We start from the raw sequence: 18184 nt of genomic DNA, 5'->3' as shown, positions 1-18184 counted from the left end.
GTCGTGCGCGGACCTGCGGGCCAGCGCGTGGCGGAAGGCCGCGACGCGCGCGATCCACCGCCGCAGCGCTTCGGGTACCCGAAGGACCCGCTCCTCGAAGCCCACCCGGTCGACGGTCAGGCCGGGCCGCGGCGCTGTTCGACTAGCCGTCGAGCCTGCCCGGCGCGCGGTCGGGCTGGGTGCCGACCCGGCCCACGGTCAGGTCGCCGGTGGCGGCCGGGACAGCGCCGACCACCGGCAGCCGCACGGAGGTCCGGGCGAGGTCCAGCGAGACCGAGGGGAGCCTGGCCGGGGCGCTGATCTGGCTGGTGTCCGCGCCCGCGACCACCAGGCCCAGCCGGTGCCCCCTCGGCACGACGTGGTCCGTTGTGGACAGTCGGAGGGTCATCGTGTACTTCGTGCCGGGCACCAGGGTGGTCGGCGCGGTCAGCGACGCGTGGTTGGCCAGGTCGGCCCAGCCGCGCGCGATGATCTCGGCGTTGACCGCCGTGGTGGTCGTCGCGGTGTCGCGGTAGCAGGAGTCGTCGCCCGTGCGGCTCTCGCCCCAGCACGATTCCGTCGCCAGCGTGCGGATGCCCTCACCGCTGCGGATCGTGGCCGGGCCGTAGTCGACCAGGAACGCCGACAGGTGCGCGGTCGACGTGGACGGCGTCGCCGCCACCGTGAGGGAGGAGGTGCCGGAGAGCCGGAGGTCGGCGGTCAGCGCGCCCGTGCGGTACAGCGTGCGGGAGGTGGACGTGCTGTCCGGGGAGGCGATCCAGGAGTTCGCGGAGCCGCTGCCGTTGTCGGTGAACGTGCCGGTGCCGCTCGACGCCGTCGTGGTCAGCGCACCCGTCGCCGACGGGTGGAACGTCTGGCGAGCGGTCCCGGCGGGCGGCCAGCTCTGGTCCTGGACCCAGGTGTCGGGGGTGCGCTCGATGCTGGCCTGCGGCTCGGTGTCGATGCCGTTCGGCACGTCGAGCAGGTAGTGGTCGAACCAGCGGTGCAGGGTGTCGACCCACGCGCCGCGGCGGAAGTCGAACGGGTCGACGTGACCGGTCTGGGACAGCCACAGCTTGCGGGGCGTGCTCGCGGGCAGCGCGTCCCACCACTGGCCGTAGTTCAGCGTCTTCACGTTGAGGTCGGCCTGGCCGTGGACGGCGAAGACGCTGGCCTTGACGTTGGCGGCGTTGCGCACGAAGTCGCGCTGGACCCACATCGGCGTCACGTCGCCGTTCGACGGCGAGCCGTTGGTCATCTCGGTGCGGACGGCGGCGCAGCGGGAGCGGGCGTTGGCGTTCTCGTGGCCCGAGGCGAGGCTCGTCGGGGTGCCGAAGCTCCTGAACGAGACGCCGTCGGAGCGGAACCAGTCGTACCAGGAGCTGATCGCGGCGATCGGGACGATGGTGCGCAGACCCGCCACCCCCGTCGCGGCCACGCCCTGGGTGATGGTGCCGTCCCACGACTTGCCGATCATGCCGGTCGCGCCGGTGGACCAGGACGCCGTCACCGCGGTGCCGCCCGTGACGGCGGTGTAGCCGGCGGCGCGGCCGTTGAGCCAGTCGACGACCGACTTTCCGGAGGAGATCTCGGCCCTGCCACCGGTGTCCAGGCACCCCCTGGAGCGGGAGGTGCCCGCGAAGTCGACCAGCACGACCGCGTAGCCGCGGGGGACGAAGTAGTTGTCGTAGAAGAGCGGGAACTTGACCGGCTTGCCCGCCGAGTCGTAGGTCTTCGTCTCGCCCTCGTTGCCCCGGCCCGCGGACTGGTAGTACGGGCTGGCGTCCATGATCACGGGCACCTTCTCGGAGGTGGCCGGGCGGATGACGTCCGCCGCCACGCGGTCCTTGGTGCCGTCCGCGTCGAGGTCGAGGCCGGTGTCCACGTAGACGGTCTCGCGGATGGCGTCCGCCAGGGGGAAGACGGGTTGGGTCACGCCGTCCCTGACGGTCGTCGCGGGCGCCGCGGCGGTCGCCGGGGTCACCCCCGCCGTGAGGGCTACCAGCGTGACGACTGCACCGATGAGCGATCCGCGACGCGTCATGGTCCGGACAGTACGAAGCCGACGGGCAGGGGGTTAGAGCCGAAAGTCTGATGCCGGGCGGCGGACGGGTTTCGTCACATCCGCGCTGCCGACTCGGGGTGCGCGGGCCGCGAGGGCTTCGAGGCTGGTCAGTCGTGCTGCCGCTGGTGCGAACGGCCTAGCGCGCGGGGCGTTTGGTGCGGCCGATTTTTGTCGTACCCCCGCAGTAACGTCAGGGACAGCGGTTCGGTCGTTCGAAGGGGGCGGTTGGTCCATGGACACCATCAGCGTGACGGCTCTGTCGTTCACCGAGTACGTGATGAGCGGGCAGCGGGGGCGGATCACCATCCTCGGCGAGCAGCGGGCGATGTACCTGGCCGAGGACCCGAGGATGTGCGGGTTCTACAACCCCGTGCGGGACGCGATGCGGCGGGCCGTGTCGTCGCCGACGCCCGAGGTGGAGCTGCGCGGCGCCGTGCTGGCGGCCAACCGGAACGGGCAGCTGAGGGCGTTCGAGGAGGTGGCCGAGGGGTTCCTGCCGTGGCTGCGGAAGGCGCGGGTCACGGGGGTGCCCGTGTCGTCCGCGCGGTGGACCGCCGGGGACCTGACGTTGAAGGTGCGACCGCACCTGGGGTTGCGGATGGCTGACGGGTCGCTGGCCGCTGCGCTGGTGTACGTGAAGGAGGCGCCGCTGACGCGCGAGGCCGCGACGGTGGGGTTGCGGATCCTCCAGCAGACGATGGACGAGACGCTGCCGGGCGGGGAGCCCGTGGTGCTGGACGCCCGGCGGGGGCGGGCGTTCCGGTTGGGGAAGAGGACGAACCTGGGGAAGCTGGACGCCCTGATCGCCGCCGAGGCGGCCGGGTACGTGCTGCACTGGCGGCTGAGCGCGTGACGGGGGAGGGCGGCCGTCCTGGTGTGATCCTCGATCGGGCTGGTGGGAGCTGTCCGGTCCTCGGGTTCGGTGGTCGGGTGCCCCAGTAGGATCGGCCGCGTTTCGCGTTGGCCCGCTCGCCGGCGCCGTGGGGGCCGGTCGTCTTCGTGCGGGTGGGCGAGTCGCTTGTTCAGCCGTGCGCGGGTGTGCGCGTCCTGGTGTTACCGCTCAGGAGTGCGCCGCCCGTTGTGCGGCTAGAGGTTCTCCGGGTTGTGGACCGGGTCGCCCCCGACGATCGTCGCCAGCACCCGGATGCCGTTGATCCCGCTGGTGTCGTGGGTCCTCGGGTCGTCCGCCAGCACGGCGAAGTCGGCCAGCTTGCCCCGTGCGATGGTCCCCCTGGTGGCGTCGACGTTGCAGGCGTAGGCGGAGCCGGTCGTGTAGGCGGCCAGGGCCTGGTCGATGGTGATCGCCTCGGCCGGGCCGATCTGCCCGCCGTCGCGGGCCGTGCGGTCGACCATGAACTGGATGGCCCGCAGCGGTGAGCCCTCCGTCACCGGGCGGTCCGAGCTGCCCGCGATGGTGATCCCGTGGTCCAGGAACGACTTTCCGCGGTAGAGCCACGGCGTGCGACGCTCGCCCATGATGGCGCTGTAGTCGTCGCCGTTGTCGTAGAGGAACGTCGGCTGGATGACCGGGACGGCGTTGAGGGCGGCGATCCTGGTCAGCTGTTCCGGGCGGGTGGTGCCGCAGTGCTCGATGCGGTGCCTGGTGTTCTCGCGCGGGTGGCGCCTCCGGGCCTCTTCGAGGGTGTCCAGGGTGAAGTCGAGCGCCCGGTCGCCGATGGCGTGGACCGCCAGTTGCCAGCCCGCGGCGTGGCCGTCGAGGATGGCCGCGGTCATGCGCTCCGGGTCGTCCTGGAGCTGGCCGCTGTTCCCGGTGCCCTCGTAGGGTTCCGTCATGGCGGCGGTCCTGGCCATCATGCCGCCGTCGGTGAAGACCTTGAGGGCGCCGATGCCCAGCCGGTCGTCGCCGAGACCGGTGTGCAGGCCGAGGTCGACCGCCCTGGTCACGCGGTCGTCCCGGTGGGCGGCGACGGGGTGCAGCGCGTCGGCGGAGACCATCAGCTGCACGCGCAGCGGCAGGCGGTTCCGCTGGTAGGCGGCGATCTCCACCGGGCTGCTGCCGACGATCCCGCCCGCGACACCCGCCTCGGCGGCCGTGGTGACGCCCTGCGCGAGGCACTGCCGGGCGCCGAGGGCGACGTGGCCTGCGATCTCGTCGATCGAGTAGGGCAGGCGGAGGGCGCGGACGGCCGTCTGGGCACCCTCGGCCAGTCCGCCGGTGGGGTTGCCGTCGCGGTCGAACTCGACGCCGGGGGTGCCGGGGCTCAGCAGGGTCGCGGGGAGTTCCCGGAGCACGGGGGTGTTGACCACGCAGGCGTGGCCGGAGCGGTCCTGGACGTAGATCCGGCGGTCCCGCGCCACGGCGTCCAGGTCCTCCGCCGTCAGGGGGCGGTCCAGCACGCGGTGGTCGTAGCCCGCCACCTCAAGCCAGTCGCCCACGGGGGTGACCTCGCGCAGGCGGGCGACGACCTCGGCCACCGAGCGGCAGGAGGAGACGTCCGGGGTGACGCTGGCGCGCCCCGCCCAGGCGAGGTGGTTGTGGGCGTCGACGAACCCCGGCAGGACCACGGCGCCGTCCAGGTCGACGACCCGTTCGGCGTCGAGGTGGGCGACCTCCTCGTCCAGACCGACGACCTGGCCTCGCCACACGCCCACGGAGGTCGCCTCGGGTCGAGCGGGGTCCATCGTGATGATTCGGCCGCGCACCAGCTTCATATCGAGGATCACGAACCGCCAGGTTACGCAGGCTCGGCCAGTTCGGTTAGCCTTCCGTTACTTAGGTAAGGCTGACTTGTGTTCGAGGAAGGGATGGCCATGCGGGTTGTCATGTTCGGGTACCAAACCTGGGGGCACCGGACCCTGCAGGCGCTGCTGGATTCCGAGCACGACGTCGTCCTGGTGGTCACCCACCCGAAGAGCGAGCACCCGTACGAGCAGATCTGGAGCGACTCGGTCGCGGACCTGGCCGCCGAGCACGGCGTCGAGACGCTGATCCGCAACCGGCCGGACGACGAGGAGCTGCTGGCCCGCCTCAAGGAGGTCGAGCCGGACGTCATCGTGGCGACCAACTGGCGCACCTGGATCCCGCCGCACATCTTCACCCTGCCCAAGCACGGCACCCTGAACGTGCACGACTCGCTGCTGCCGTCCTACGCCGGGTTCTCGCCGCTGATCTGGGCGCTGATCAACGACGAGAAGGAGGTCGGCGTCACGGCGCACATGATGGACGAGACGCTGGACGCGGGCGACATCGTGCTCCAGCGGTCGGTGCCGGTCGGTCCGCGCGACACGACGGCCGACCTGTTCCACAAGACGGTGGAGCTGTTCGGGCCGATCACGGTCGACGGGCTGGCGGAGATCGCCTCCGGCAAGACCGGGTTCGTGAAGCAGGACCGGAGCAAGGCGTCGTTCTTCCACAAGCGCGCGGACGAGGACCTGCGGATCGACTGGACCTGGTCGGCCGAGGAGCTGGACCGGCTGGTGCGGGCGCAGTGCGCGCCGTACCCGAGCGCGTACGCGTTCCACCGGGGCAAGCGGCTGGAGATCGTGGAGGCCGAGGTGTCCGGGGCGAAGTACGGCGGCACGCCGGGCCGGATCTTCTACCGCGAGGGTGACGGCGTCGCGATCGTGGCGGGCTCGGACGCCCGGCGGGGCCGCAACCACGGACTGCTGGTGAAGCGCGTGCGGACCGAGGACGGCACCGAGCTGAGCGCCGCGCAGTACTTCACGACCATGGGCGGCTACCTCACCAGCCGTCCGTAACGGGACCTGCCCGCGGCCCGTCCTCGGTGATCGCTGATCATAGGGCCGTCGACCACCGAGGACGGGAGGGCCCAGCGCATGGACCGCAAGCAGGCCACGGCGTTGACGAGCCTGGTCATCGTGATCGTCCTGGCGGCTCTCGCGTGGTACCTGGACAGGGCGGGCACCGACTCGCCCACCAGCGCCCCTCCCCCGTCCGCGGGTGATTCGGCGGCGCAGCTCGCCGGGCTGGTGATCGGCCCGGAGGGCAAGATGGCGGGCTACAGCCGGGACCGGTTCCCGCACTGGTCGGGCCAGGGGAACTCCTGCGACACCCGCGAGGTCGTGCTCCAGAAGCAGGGCTCGAACGTGAAGAACGACAAGGACTGCAAGGCCGTCGAGGGCACCTGGGTGAGCCCGTACGAGGGGCTCACGATCACCAGCGCGGGCGAGATGGACATCGACCACACGGTGCCGCTGGCCGAGGCGTGGCGTTCCGGCGCCGCCGCGTGGACCGACGACCAGCGCAAGGCGTTCGCCAACGACCTCGGCGGCGTCCAGCTGATCGCCACGTCGGCCAAGACGAACCGGTCCAAGGGTGACCAGGACCCGGCGAAGTGGAAGCCACCGGCCCAGGGCTACTGGTGCAAGTACTCGAAGGACTGGATCGCCGTGAAGTCCACCTACAAGCTGACGATCGACCAGGCCGAGCACGACGCGCTGGCGTCGATGCTCACCTCCTGCGCCCCCTGATCCGCCGTGCCGCTCGCGGTCCGGGGCGGCCTGCGCGGCACGGTCAGGGGCGCAGTCCCTTCATCTGCTCCGCCACGTCGCCGTAGATCTCCGTCCGCCGCACCCACGCGGCGGAGCCTGAGGACGCGGACGGGATCGGGCCGAGGGGGCGGACCGGGTCGGTGACCCCGTACTCCAGGCGGTACGCCACCAGGCCGGTGGCCGCCAGCAGCCACGGGGCCGGGTCGGGGCAGGTGATCTCGCCGAGGCCGACCCGGAACCACACCGGCAGCCGCAGGTCGGCGGCCAGCGCCCGGTCGATCCTGGTGCGCGCGGCGGCCCACATCTCCTCCCGCGCCTTCTCCCCGGCGACGATCGCCTCCAGCCGCCACGCCTCCTGGGTCGCGCGCTGGTCGGCGGCCAGCCGGTCGGCCGCCTCCTGGGCGCTGCTCGTCCGCGCGCCGATGTGCCAGTCCAGCTGGTGGATCTCGTGGACGATGCTGTCGCGCTCGAACTTGGGCTTGCGCCCGGACTCCAGCCTGCGCCTGCCCGCCTCGCGCCGGTTCTGCAACTCCTCGAACTCGGCGACCTCCTGGCGGATCCGCACGCGCACCGAGTCGGCCAGCACCTCCTGCTCGGCGTCCCACGCCTTGCGCAGCGCCTCCACGACGTCCGCGATCTCGTCGTCGACGGCGTCGAGGTCCTCGTCCGGACCGGCGCCCGCACCCGCCAGCCTGCGTTCGAGCACCAGCAGACGCGCGCTGACCCTGCCCAGTTCGGCGGTCAGCACCTCGGTGACGGTCTTGAGGTCGGCGATCGCCGGCTCGACCACATCGAGCCGTTCCTTCTCCGTGGGTGCCACACCGCCAGCCAACCGCACCGGGGACCCCTGCCAAGGGGTTGATCAGGAAAACCACGCGGACGGGCCCACGACTACCCCCGGCCAGGTCAACGGCACACACGGAACGTGACAACCAGCGCGAACAGGAGTGAACCGGGCGCCGGGGGTGTATTTCTAGAAGATGGCGACCTCCGTGCACGAGACCGAACGCAAGTACGAGGCCCCGGCGGGCAGCGACCTGCCACCGCTCGACGGGTTCCCCGGCGTGGCCGCGGAGGCCGGGCCCGAGCGGATCGACCTGGAAGCCGTCTACTACGACACCGCCGACCTCCGGCTGGCGCGCGGGGGCGTGACGCTGCGCAGGCGCACCGGGGGCGACGACGCGGGCTGGCACCTGAAGCTCCCGGTCGGGGAGGACACCCGCGAGGAGGTCCGGGTGCCGCTGACCAAGGCGCGGAAGAAGCCGCCGGAGGAACTGGTCGACCTGGTGCGGGTGCACGCGCGGGGCGAGGCGCTGGAGCCGGTCGCGCGGATCAAGACCACCCGTGAGCGGTGGCAGCTCGTCGACGACCGGGGCGACCTGCTGGTCGAGGTGGTCGAGGACCTGGTGCTGGCGCGGGTCGTCGGCGACGACTCGGCCGGGGACGAGTGGCGCGAGATCGAGGTCGAGCTGGGCGCGGGCGGTGACCGCGCGCTGCTCGACGTCGTGGAGCGGCGGCTGTCCACCGCGGGCATCACGCGGTCCACGTCGTCGGCGAAGCTGACCCGCCTGCTGGCCGACCGGATGGGGCCGAAGCCCCGCGGTCCGCGCACCGGCCGGAAGGCGACCGCGGGTGACGTCGTCCTCGCCTACCTGCACGAGCACACCGCGGCGCTCAAGCACCACGACCCGGCGGTGCGGCGCGACCGGGAGGACGCCGTGCACCAGATGCGCGTGGCGACGCGGAGGCTGCGCAGCGCGCTCCAGGCGTACGGCAAGGTGGTCGACCGCGAGCAGACCCGCGAGCTGACGACCGAGCTGAAGTGGCTGGCGGGCGTGCTCGGCGAGGCCCGCGACCTGGAGGTGCTGCGCGAGCGCTTCACCGGCGCGGTGGCCGACCTTGACCCCGACCTGCTGCTCGGGCCGGTCGCGGCGAGGCTGACCAGGCACTTCGCCCCGCTGGAGACCGCGGCCCACGAGGCGGGCGTGGCCGCGCTCAACAGCGACCGGTACATCGCGCTGCTGGACTCGATCGACGCCCTGCTGACCTCGCCGCCGCTGACCCCGGTCGCCGCCGAGAAGGCGGTGAAGGTCGTGCCGAAGCTCGTGGACAAGGCCTACCGCAGGCTCGCGCGGCACGCGGACGAGGTGCTCGACACCGACCCCGGCGTGGAGCGGGACGTGGCGCTGCACGAGTCGCGCAAGGCGGCCAAGCGCTTGCGCTACACGACGGAGGCGGCCGTGCCGGTGTTCGGCGCGCGGGCCAAGGCGTACCGCAAGCGGATCAAGGGAGTCCAGACGCTGCTCGGCGAGCACCAGGACAGCGTGGTGGCCCGCCCCGTGCTGCGGGAACTCGGCGTGCAGGCGCACCTGGACGGCGAGAACGGGTTCGCCTTCGGCCTGCTGCACGGGTTGGAGAGCGGCGCGGCGGCGCGGATCGAGGACCGGTTCCCGGCCGTCTGGCGGGCGGTGAAGAAGCCGAAGCTCTCCTGATTGGTCTGGACCTTGACAGCTCCCAGGCGGGCTGAAACGGTGAAATCAGCCGCCGCCGCACGGTTGGTTCCAGCCTGGCCAGGAGGATTTCGTGGGGATCGGTGGAAACACACGGCGGTTGCCCGGTGCCGCGTTGGCACTACTGCTCGCGGGAACCACAGCGGTCGCGGTCGGCGCGGCGAGCCCAGCACTAGCAAGCCCGGAGACGTCGTTGCGCCAGATCGTGCCCGCACCGGTCAAGGTCACCCCCCGTCCGGGAGCGGACTACTCGTTGACCGCGAACGCGAGGATCCAGACCCAGCCCGGCTCGGCGGACGCGCGCAGGGTCGGCGAGTACGCGGCCGAGCTGCTGCGCCCCGCCACCGGATACCGCCTCCCGGTGTCCTCGGGCGTGACCCCGAGGGGCGTGACGCTGCTGCTCGTCGGCGCCGACCCCGCGGTGGGCGAGCAGGGCTACCAGCTCGACGTGACGCCGTGGGGCGTCGTGATCCGCGCACGGGCCGCGGCGGGCCTGTTCGCGGGCGTCCAGACGCTGCGGCAGCTGCTGCCCGCGAAGATCGAGGCGAGGACGGAGCAGCCTGGGCCGTGGACCGTGCCCGGCGGCAGCGTGCTCGACCACCCGCGCTTCGGCCACCGGGGCGCGATGCTCGACGTGGCCCGGCACTTCTTCTCAGTCGACGAGGTCAAGCGGTACGTCGACCAGATCGCCGCGTACAAGGTCAACTACCTGCACCTGCACCTCGCGGACGACCAGGGCTGGCGCATCGAGATCAAGAGCTGGCCCCGGCTCGCGACCTACGGCGGCAGCATCGAGGTCGGCGGCGGCCCCGGCGGCCACTACACGCAGGAGCAGTACCGGGACCTGGTGGAGTACGCGGGCTCCCGCGGCATCACGGTGATCCCGGAGATCGACATGCCGGGCCACACCAACGCGGCCCTCGCGTCCTACGCCGAGCTGAACTGCGACGGCGTCGCGCCGCCGCTCTACGACGGCATCGAGGTCGGGTTCAGCTCGCTGTGCATCGACAAGCCGATCACCTACCGGTTCGTCGACGACGTGCTGCGCGAGCTGGCGGCGCTGACCCCCGGCCCGTTCCTGCACATCGGCGGCGACGAGGCGCACTCCACGACCGAGCCGGACTTCAAGACCTTCATGGACAGGGTGCTGCCGCTCGTGCGGAAGCACGGCAAGTCCGCGCTGGGGTGGCACGAGTTCGTGAAGACGACCCCGCCCACCTCCGCCGTCGCCCAGTACTGGGGCACCGACGACGAGGACGCCGACGTGGCCGCGGCGGCGGCGCGGGGCAACAAGATCCTGCTGTCGCCCGCGTCCAAGGCGTACCTGGACATGAAGTACGACGAGAACACCGAGCTGGGCCTGGACTGGGCGGGCTACACCGACGTGCGGGACGCCTACGACTGGAACCCCGGCGCCTACCTGAAGGGCGTGCCGGAGTCGGCCGTCCGCGGCGTCGAGGCTCCACTGTGGACGGAGACCCTCACGAACTCCTCGGAGGTCGAGCACATGGCGTTCCCGAGGCTGCCCGCCATCGCCGAACTCGGGTGGTCGCCGCGGTCGACGCACGACTGGACCGCCTTCTCCCGGCGGCTGGCCGCCCAGGCCCCCCGCTGGCAGGCAGCGGGCATCAACTACTACCCCTCGCCCCAGGTCCCCTGGGGCAGGTAGTGGTGAGGCCGCGTCGGTAGGTCGGGTCACCGTCCGCGGAGCAGCGGCGATCGAGCACCGACAACGGGGTGGGGACCCGCGCGTAGGCCCCCACCCCGCTCGCTCGACGGCCGTTCAGACCGTCGAGGCACTCCTGCTCGAACCTCTCCCGGCCGGCTCCGCACGCCACTCGGAACGCATCACGGGTTGCTTCACGACCGCGTGCACGATCCGGGCGCCGGGCGTGGTGGGGTCGGCTCCGAGAAGGGGCCCGCGACGAGCGCGAGCAACAAGGTCCTCATCGAGTTCCCCCCGGAACGGTCGACGGATCACGACCACGATAGCGAGGGGAACCCGACGAGAAGGCCTCAACCGTTCAACGCCAACGATTCCTCGTCGGTGAGCAAGCGCGAGCGGATCAGGAACCGGACGCCGAGCGGGGCCTCCAGCGAGAACCCGCCGCCCCGGCCCGGCACGACGTCGATGGTGAGGTGGGTGTGCCGCCAGAGCTCGAACTGCCTGGCGGACATCCACACCGGCACCGCCTCGTCGTCCACGACGAGGTCGCCGAGGTGGACGTCCGAGCCGCCCGTGCGGAACTCGCCCGCCGGGTAGCACATCGGGGCGCTGCCGTCGCAGCACCCGCCGGACTGGTGGAACATCAGCGGGCCGTTGTCCTCGCGGAGGCGGCGGACGAGGTCGGCCGCCGCCTCCGTGAGGTCGACGCGGTTCATCAGAAGAAGCCCTGGGCGTTCTGCGAGTAGCTGACCAGCAGGTTCTTCGTCTGCTGGTAGTGGTCGAGCATCATCCTGTGGTTCTCGCGACCGATGCCGGAGTCCTTGTAGCCGCCGAACGCCGCGTGCGCCGGGTAGGCGTGGTAGTTGTTCACCCACACCCGGCCGGCCTGGATGTCGCGGCCCGCGCGGTAGGCCGTGCCGCCGTCGCGGGACCAGACGCCGGCGCCCAGCCCGTAGAGCGTGTCGTTGGCGGTCTTCACGGCGTCGTCGTAGTCGTCGAAGCGGGTGACCGACACGACCGGGCCGAAGATCTCCTCCTGGAAGATCCTCATCTTGTTGTCGCCCTCGAAGATCGTCGGCGTGACGTAGTAGCCGCCCGACAGCTCGCCGCCGAGGTCGGCGCGCTCGCCACCGGTGACCAGCCTGGCGCCCTCCTGCTTGCCGATGTCGATGTAGGAGAGGATCTTCTCCAGCTGGTCGTTGCTGGCCTGGGCGCCGATCATCGTCTCGGTGTCCAGGGGGCTTCCCTGCTTCACGGCCTTCGTGCGCTCGGTCGCGTCGGCCAGGAACCGGTCGTAGATGGAGCTCTGGATGAGCGCGCGCGACGGGCAGGTGCAGACCTCGCCCTGGTTGAGCGCGAACATCGTGAAGCCCTCAAGAGCCTTGTCGTAGAACGAGTCCCGCGTCGCGGCCACGTCCTCGAAGAAGATGTTCGGGCTCTTGCCGCCCAGCTCCAGCGTCACCGGGATGATGTTCTCGCTGGCGTACTGCATGATCAGCCTGCCGGTGGTGGTCTCACCCGTGAACGCGATCTTCGCGATCCGGCTGCTCGACGCGAGCGGCTTGCCCGCCTCGACGCCGAAGCCGTTGACCACGTTGAGGACGCCCGGCGGCAGCAGGTCCGCGATGAAGCTCAGCAGCACGTGGATCGACGCGGGGGTCTGCTCGGCGGGCTTGAGCACGACGCAGTTGCCCGCCGCCAGCGCGGGGGCGAGCTTCCAGGTGGCCATCAGGATCGGGAAGTTCCACGGGATGATCTGCCCGACCACGCCCAGCGGCTCCTGGAAGTGGTAGGCCACCAGGTCCTGGTCGATCTGCGAGATCCCGCCCTCCTGGGCGCGGATGACGCCCGCGAAGTAGCGGAAGTGGTCGATGGCCAGGGGGATGTCGGCGGCCAGCGTCTCGCGGACGGGCTTGCCGTTCTCCCAGCACTCGGCGACCGCGATGGCTTCGAGGTTCTCCTCCATGCGGTCGGCGATCCTGTTGAGGATGTTCGCCCGCTCGGTCGGGGAGGTCCGACCCCACGCGCGTGAGGCGCCGTGCGCCGCGTCCAGGGCCTTCTCGACGTCCTCCGCCGTGCCCCTGGCGATCTCGGTGAACACCTGCCCCGTGACGGGGGTGGGGTTCTCGAAGTAGGCGCCCTTGGCCGGGGCCACGTACTCGCCCCCGATGAAGTGGTCGTACCGCTCCTGGTACGCCACGACGCTGCCAGGCTGACCAGGTGCCGCGAACACTGCCATGTGTCGTCTCCCGCTTCGTCGCGTGGTGTGCGTCTCACGCTAGGCATCCCCACGTTGCACGTCCGTTGCATCCGTTCGGGCGAATCCGCGGGTTGCGGTCACGGGTAACCGCGGGTCATCCTGGGTGCGGGAGGTCCCATGCACCCAGCCGACGACGCCGAGCGGCACGCGCACGCGCTCAGCCGGGTGTACGACTCCGTGCTGGCGGGTGTCGGTGGCGAGCCCCGTCCGGTGATCTCCGAGTCGTGGTACCGGTCGCTGGCGGCGCGGGTCGACCCGGAGCAGCGCGAGGCGCCGGTCGTGTACGAGGCGTCGGAGGTCGTCGACCTGCGGGACGCCCACCCGCTCGCGTCCGTGCTGCCGATGCTGCGCGAGACGCTGGTGAGCATCGCGGACGAGGCCATGCACGTCATGATCATCACCGATGCCGACGGGTACGTCCTGTGGTGCGAGGGCGAGGCGGAGATCCGCAGGGCCGCCGACCGCGTGCACCTGACCGAGGGCGCGCAGTGGAGCGAGTCCGCCAGCGGGACGAACGCGATGGGCACGGCGCTGGCGCTGGGCAAGCCGGTCACCGTGCACTCGGCCGAGCACCTGGTCAGGGCCTACCACGGGTGGACGTGCGCGGCGAGCCCCGTTCGCGACCCCGACACCGGCCGGGTCCTCGGCGTGGTCGACATCAGCGGGCCGCTGCGGACCGTGCACCCCGCGATGGGGGCGCTGGTGTCGGCCGCCGCCCGGCTCGCCGAGGGCCAGTTGCAGGTGCGGGTCGCCACCCGCGACGAGCGGTTGCGGGCGCGGAACATGCGGCACCTCACGGCGTTGCGCGGTGAGCCGGGGGCGTTGCTGAGCCCCACCGGCCGGGTGCTGGCGACCGAGCCGCTGGGCACGCTGCCCGCCAGGGTCGCCGTGGACTCCGACCGCCTGGTGCTGCCCGACGGCCGCGTCGGCGTGCTCGAACCGCTGGCCGAGGGCTACCTGCTCCGCGTCCCGCGCGCGGGCGCTCCGGCCCGGATGCCGTTGCTGTCGTTGACCTTCCTGGGAACGGAGCACCCGACCGCCGTCCTGGACGGCCGGGAGATGCCGCTGTCCACGCGGCACGCGGAGATCCTCACCGCGCTGACCCTGCACCCGGCCGGTCTGACGGCGGAGCAGCTCGCGCTGCGCCTGTACGGCGAGCGCGGCAACCCCACGACCGTCCGCGCGGAGATGCACCGGCTGCGGGCGCAGCTCGGCGAGGGGGTCCTGCCGACGCGGCCGTACCGGCTGCGCGCGGAGGTGCGCGGCGACTTCGTGGCGGTGCGGGAGGCGGTGCGGGGCGGGGACGTCGCCGCCGCCGCCGCGCGGTACCGGGGCGCGCTGCTCCCCCGGTCCGAGGCGCCGGTCGTGTGCGAGGAGCGGGAGGACCTGCTGGCCGCCGTGCGGCGGGCGGTGATCTCGCGCGGGGACGGGGAGACCCTGTGGGAGTTCACCAGGACCGACGACGGCCGGGACGACGCCGAGGCGCTCGAACGCCTCGTCCACGCCCTGCCGCTCGGCGACCTGCGGCAGGAACTCGTGACGGGTCAGCTGCGGCGGGCGCTCGCGGCGGACTAGCTCAGTACGCCACGACCATGTTCTTGGTGTGCTGGTAGGACTCCAGCAGCTCGCGGCGCTCGCCGAGGGAACCGCTGTGCGGCGGGTGGTTGTTCACCCACACCCGGCCCGCCCGGATGGCCCTCCCCGTGCGGTAGGCCACGCCGTTGTCGCGGGACCACACGCTCGCGGACGGGCAGCGCGGGCCCTCGTTCGCGATCTTCACCGCGTCGTCCGCGTCGTCGAACCGGCTCACCAGCGTGAGGGGTCCGGTGAAGTCCTCGTGCACCACGCGGGTCTTCTGGTCGGTCTCGAAGATCGTCGGGGCCACGTAGTAGCCGCCGCCCAGTTCGACGGGGTCGCCGCCCATGACCAGCCGGGCGCCGTCGCGGTCGCACTGGTCGATGCGGGTCAGGACGCGGGCGAGGTGGGTGGCGCTGACCTGCGGACCCGCCGTGGTGGCCGGGTCGAGGGGGTCGCCGAGGCGGATGGCGCCGATGCGGGCCGTGGCGTCCAGGAGGAAGTGGTCGTAGGCCCTGTTCTGCACCAGCGCGGTCGACGCCCGGTTGAGGGTGAAGCCTGCGAACCCGTCCAGCGCGTCGGTGTAGCGGTCGTCCTGGCGCTCGGTCAGGTCGGCGAAGTAGACGGTCGGCGTCCAGCGGGTCGGTTCCCGGACGACGACGGCCTTAGCGACGCGGCGGTTCGCGGCCAGCGGCGCGGCGGCCTCGACGTCGAAGCCGGTGACGACGTTCAGGACCCCCGGCGGGAGGAGGTCTCCGATCAGGCCGATGAGCACGTGGACGGAGGCGGGGGTGTGCTCGGACGGCTTGAGCACCACGGTGTTGCCCGCGGCCAGCGCGGGCGCGAGGTGCCAGGCGGTGGTGAGCAGCGCGGAGGTCCACGGGACGGCGATGCCGACGACGCCCAGCGGTTCGTGGAAGTGGTGGGCGACCAGGTCGCCGTCGCACCGGGAGATCCCGCCCTCCTGCGCGCGGACGACCGCCGCGCAGTAGCGGAAGTGCTCGGCCGCGGCGGGCAGGTCGGTGAACAGCGTCTCCCGGACGGGTCTGCCGCTGTCCCACGTCTCGGCGACGGCGATGACCTCCAGGTTGTCCTCGATCCGGTCGGCGACCTCGGACAGCACGGTGGCGCGCTCCTCGGCCGAGGTGCGGCCCCACGCCCGCGCGGCCCCGTGCGCGGCGTCGAGCGCGTGGTCGACGTCCTCCGCCGTGCCCCTGGCGACCCTGGTGAACACCTCGCCCGTGACGGGTGTGGTGTTGTCGAAGTAGAAGCCCCGCGCGGGGGGCACGTACTCACCGCCGACGAAGTGGTCGTACTGGTCGCGGAACGAGACGATGCCGCCCGATCGGCCCGGTGCCGCGTACTTCGCCATGTCGGGGTCTCCAGCCTGGGGTTGCGTCGGGGACCACCGAACCTAGGAAGATCGACGTTGCAGTCGCGTTGCATCGAGGGCGGCTTGCCGCGACGACCCGGCGCGCGTCATCCTGACGGCGGAAGCGGGAGGACCGATGCTCTGGGGCGGCGAACAGCGCTCGAAGGCGCGTGCGTTGAGCCGGGTGCACGACGCGGTGCTCGGCGGCGACCCGGCCGGGTTGACGCCGCGCACGCTGATCTCCGAGTCCTGGAGCCGTTCCCTGGCAGCTCAGGTCGACCCGAACCGGCACGAGGCGCCGATCGTGCTCGGACCGGACGAGGTCGCGGACCGCTGGGCCAGGCACCCGCTGTCGACCGTGCTGCCGGTGCTGCGGGAGACGCTCGTCGGCATCGCGGAGGACGCGATGCATGTCATGATCATCACAGACGCGGACGGCCACATCCTGTGGACGGAGGGCGCGCGGGAGGTGCGGCGCACCGCCGAGGGCGTCGGGCTGACCGCGGGCGCGCGGTGGACCGAGGACGCCATCGGCACGAACGCGATGGGCATCGCCCTCGCGGTCGACACGTCGGTCGTCGTGCACTCCGCCGAGCACCTCGTGCGGACCTACCACGGGTGGACGTGCGCGGCGAGCCCCGTGCACGACCCGGACAGCGGGGCCACGATCGGCTCGGTCGACATCAGCGGGCCGCTGAGCATCATGCACCCGGCGATGGGCGCGCTGGTGGCCGCCGCCGCGCGGCTGGCCGAGAGCGAGCTGAAGCTGCGCCAGGCGGCGAGCGACGAGCTGCTGCGGTCGCGGAACATGAAGCACCTCATCGGTCTGCGCGGCGAGCCCGGCGCGCTGATCAGCCCCACCGGACGGGTGCTCATCGCCGAACCCCACGGTCTGGTGCCGCGGCGGATCGACCCCGCGTCGGACCGGGTGCCGCTGGGCGACGGCCGCGAGGGCGTGCTGGAGCCGCTGGAGGAGGGGTACCTGCTGCGGGTCGCGAAGTCGACCGGCCAGGCGCGGCAGCCGCTGCTGTCGTTGACCTTCCTCGGCGTCGAGCACCCCGGCGCGGTGCTGAACGGCCGGGAGCTGCCGCTGACCTGGCGGCACGCGGAGCTGCTGACGGCGCTGGTGCTGCACCCGCGGGGGCTGACGGCGGAGCAGCTCGCGCTCAAGCTGTACGGCGACCGGGGCAACCCGGCGACCGTGCGGGCCGAGCTGCACCGGCTGCGCGCCCAGGTCGGCACGGGCACGCTGCTGACCAAGCCGTACCGGCTGTGCGCCGACGTGCGCGGCGACTTCGTCGCGGTCCGGGACGCGCTGAGGTGCGGAGACGTGCGCGCCGCCGCCTCGGGCTACCGGGGAGCGCTGCTGCCGCGCTCGGAGGCGCCGGTGGTGCGCGAGGAGCGGGAGGACCTGCTCGCGGGCGTGCGCCGGGCCGTGCTCACGCTGGGGGACGCGGAAGGCCTGTGGGAGTTCACCCGCACCGACGGCGGCCGTGCCGACGCGGAGGCGCTGGGCCTGCTGGTGCGGGCGCTGCCGTTCGACGACGCGCGGCGGGAGCTGGTGGTGGGGCAGCTGCGCCGCGCGCTGGAGGCGGACGGCTGACGGGGAGCCCGGCGCGGGCTCCCCGTGCCGCGCGCTAGTAGATGACGTCCGAGCAGGAGTAGAAGGCCTCCGGGCTGTCCGAGCGCTGCCAGATCACGTAGATCAGGTGGCGGCCGGTCTTGCCGGTCGGGAGCTTCACGTTGATCTGGTAGGCGCCGTTGGCGATGGCGGGCTCGGTGACCTTGGCGAACGACGGGTCGAGGTCGCTCCACTTGAGCGGCGCCGAGGGGTTCCAGCCGGTCTTGGTGCTGAACAGCTCGAACGTGCCGCGGTGCGGGGCCGTCGCCTTCAGCTGGAAGGTGATGTCCGCGCCGCTGGTGAGCTTCGTGGCCGCCCAGTCGGTGCGGGGCAGGTCGAGGCCCTTGTACTTGTCGCGGCCCGCGCTGCACAGCTTGCCGTCCGGGATGATCGACCGGCTGTTGCCCGCCGCGTTGGCGATGTTGACCTCGTGCCAGTCGTACATCGCCTGCGTGCCGCCCGCGGCGACGGCGGCCTTGCAGCCACCCGACGTCGGGGCCTCGGGGTTCTCGTTCCACCGGCAGTTGTACGTGCGGCTGAACGGCCCCTGCGCGGAGCCGTGGCCCTGCGCCACACCGGTCATGAGCATCGGCAGTGCCACGGCGATCGACGCGAGGACCGCCACCAGACCGAGTTTGCGAGCTTTCACGCGGTACTCCCCAC

Annotated in this window: 14 protein-coding genes; 7 read left to right on the top strand and 7 right to left on the bottom strand. The window is 72.2% G+C overall.

What is annotated here, in order from left to right:
* Positions 1-142: 142 nt before the first annotated feature.
* Positions 143-2023, bottom strand: coding sequence for a Xaa-Pro dipeptidyl-peptidase (locus VFZ92_RS19240; RefSeq protein ID WP_330877344.1), 1881 nt, complete (start codon positions 2021-2023; stop codon positions 143-145).
* Positions 2024-2276: 253 nt separating this feature from the next.
* On the opposite strand from VFZ92_RS19240, the gene VFZ92_RS19235 reads away from it, so the two are divergent.
* Positions 2277-2897: a hypothetical protein gene (locus VFZ92_RS19235; protein WP_330877343.1), complete on the top strand. Its 621-nt coding sequence runs from the start codon at positions 2277-2279 to the stop codon at positions 2895-2897.
* Positions 2898-3130: 233 nt separating this feature from the next.
* On the opposite strand, the gene VFZ92_RS19230 is transcribed toward VFZ92_RS19235, so the two are convergent.
* A complete protein-coding gene (locus VFZ92_RS19230) occupies positions 3131-4729 on the bottom strand; it encodes an amidohydrolase (protein WP_330877342.1) in 1599 nt (532 codons plus the stop codon).
* Between the two features lie 87 nt (positions 4730-4816).
* On the opposite strand from VFZ92_RS19230, the gene VFZ92_RS19225 reads away from it, so the two are divergent.
* On the top strand, positions 4817-5764 hold the full coding sequence (locus VFZ92_RS19225) for a methionyl-tRNA formyltransferase (RefSeq protein WP_330877341.1): 948 nt from the start codon (positions 4817-4819) through the stop codon (positions 5762-5764).
* Between the two features lie 78 nt (positions 5765-5842).
* Positions 5843-6496 carry an HNH endonuclease family protein gene (locus VFZ92_RS19220; protein ID WP_330877340.1) on the top strand — a complete coding sequence of 218 codons (654 nt, stop codon included), beginning with the start codon at positions 5843-5845 and terminating at the stop codon, positions 6494-6496.
* A gap of 43 nt (positions 6497-6539) precedes the next feature.
* Here VFZ92_RS19220 and VFZ92_RS19215 read toward each other — a convergent pair whose 3' ends face one another.
* Complete coding sequence (locus VFZ92_RS19215) at positions 6540-7337, bottom strand: hypothetical protein (protein ID WP_330877339.1); 798 nt, start codon at positions 7335-7337, stop codon at positions 6540-6542.
* A 160-nt stretch (positions 7338-7497) separates the two neighbouring features.
* Here VFZ92_RS19215 and VFZ92_RS19210 point away from each other — a divergent pair, with 160 nt between their 5' ends.
* Positions 7498-9009 (top strand): CYTH and CHAD domain-containing protein, encoded by a 1512-nt coding sequence (locus VFZ92_RS19210; RefSeq protein ID WP_330877338.1) that lies wholly within the window; start codon positions 7498-7500, stop codon positions 9007-9009.
* 133 nt (positions 9010-9142) lie between these two features.
* The gene (locus tag VFZ92_RS19205; RefSeq protein ID WP_330877337.1) at positions 9143-10696 is read left to right on the top strand and encodes a beta-N-acetylhexosaminidase; all 1554 of its coding nucleotides are present in this window, start codon (positions 9143-9145) and stop codon (positions 10694-10696) included.
* Positions 10697-11043: 347 nt separating this feature from the next.
* On the opposite strand, the gene VFZ92_RS19200 is transcribed toward VFZ92_RS19205, so the two are convergent.
* Positions 11044-11412 (bottom strand): DUF779 domain-containing protein, encoded by a 369-nt coding sequence (locus tag VFZ92_RS19200; RefSeq protein ID WP_330877388.1) that lies wholly within the window; start codon positions 11410-11412, stop codon positions 11044-11046.
* Positions 11409-12932: an aldehyde dehydrogenase gene (adh, locus tag VFZ92_RS19195; RefSeq protein WP_330877336.1), complete on the bottom strand. Its 1524-nt coding sequence runs from the start codon at positions 12930-12932 to the stop codon at positions 11409-11411. Before adh ends, VFZ92_RS19200 begins: the two co-directional genes overlap by 4 nt.
* Positions 12933-13070: 138 nt before the next feature.
* Here adh and VFZ92_RS19190 point away from each other — a divergent pair, with 138 nt between their 5' ends.
* Positions 13071-14528 carry a helix-turn-helix domain-containing protein gene (locus VFZ92_RS19190; protein ID WP_330877335.1) on the top strand — a complete coding sequence of 486 codons (1458 nt, stop codon included), beginning with the start codon at positions 13071-13073 and terminating at the stop codon, positions 14526-14528.
* Position 14529: 1 nt separating this feature from the next.
* On the opposite strand, the gene VFZ92_RS19185 is transcribed toward VFZ92_RS19190, so the two are convergent.
* Positions 14530-15900, bottom strand: a complete 1371-nt coding sequence (locus VFZ92_RS19185; protein ID WP_330877334.1) for an aldehyde dehydrogenase family protein — start codon at positions 15898-15900, stop codon at positions 14530-14532.
* Positions 15901-16036: 136 nt separating this feature from the next.
* Here VFZ92_RS19185 and VFZ92_RS19180 point away from each other — a divergent pair, with 136 nt between their 5' ends.
* Positions 16037-17503, top strand: coding sequence for a transcriptional regulator (locus VFZ92_RS19180; protein WP_330877333.1), 1467 nt, complete (start codon positions 16037-16039; stop codon positions 17501-17503).
* Positions 17504-17537: 34 nt separating this feature from the next.
* On the opposite strand, the gene VFZ92_RS19175 is transcribed toward VFZ92_RS19180, so the two are convergent.
* The gene (locus tag VFZ92_RS19175) at positions 17538-18170 is read right to left on the bottom strand and encodes a lytic polysaccharide monooxygenase (RefSeq protein WP_330877332.1); all 633 of its coding nucleotides are present in this window, start codon (positions 18168-18170) and stop codon (positions 17538-17540) included.
* Positions 18171-18184: the final 14 nt, after the last annotated feature.

It is taken from the genome of Umezawaea sp., assembly GCF_036375055.1.
Lineage (GTDB): Bacteria > Actinomycetota > Actinomycetes > Mycobacteriales > Pseudonocardiaceae > Umezawaea.
The sequence above is the reverse complement of the archived record's forward strand: the minus strand, read 5'-3'. Positions and strand labels throughout refer to the sequence as shown.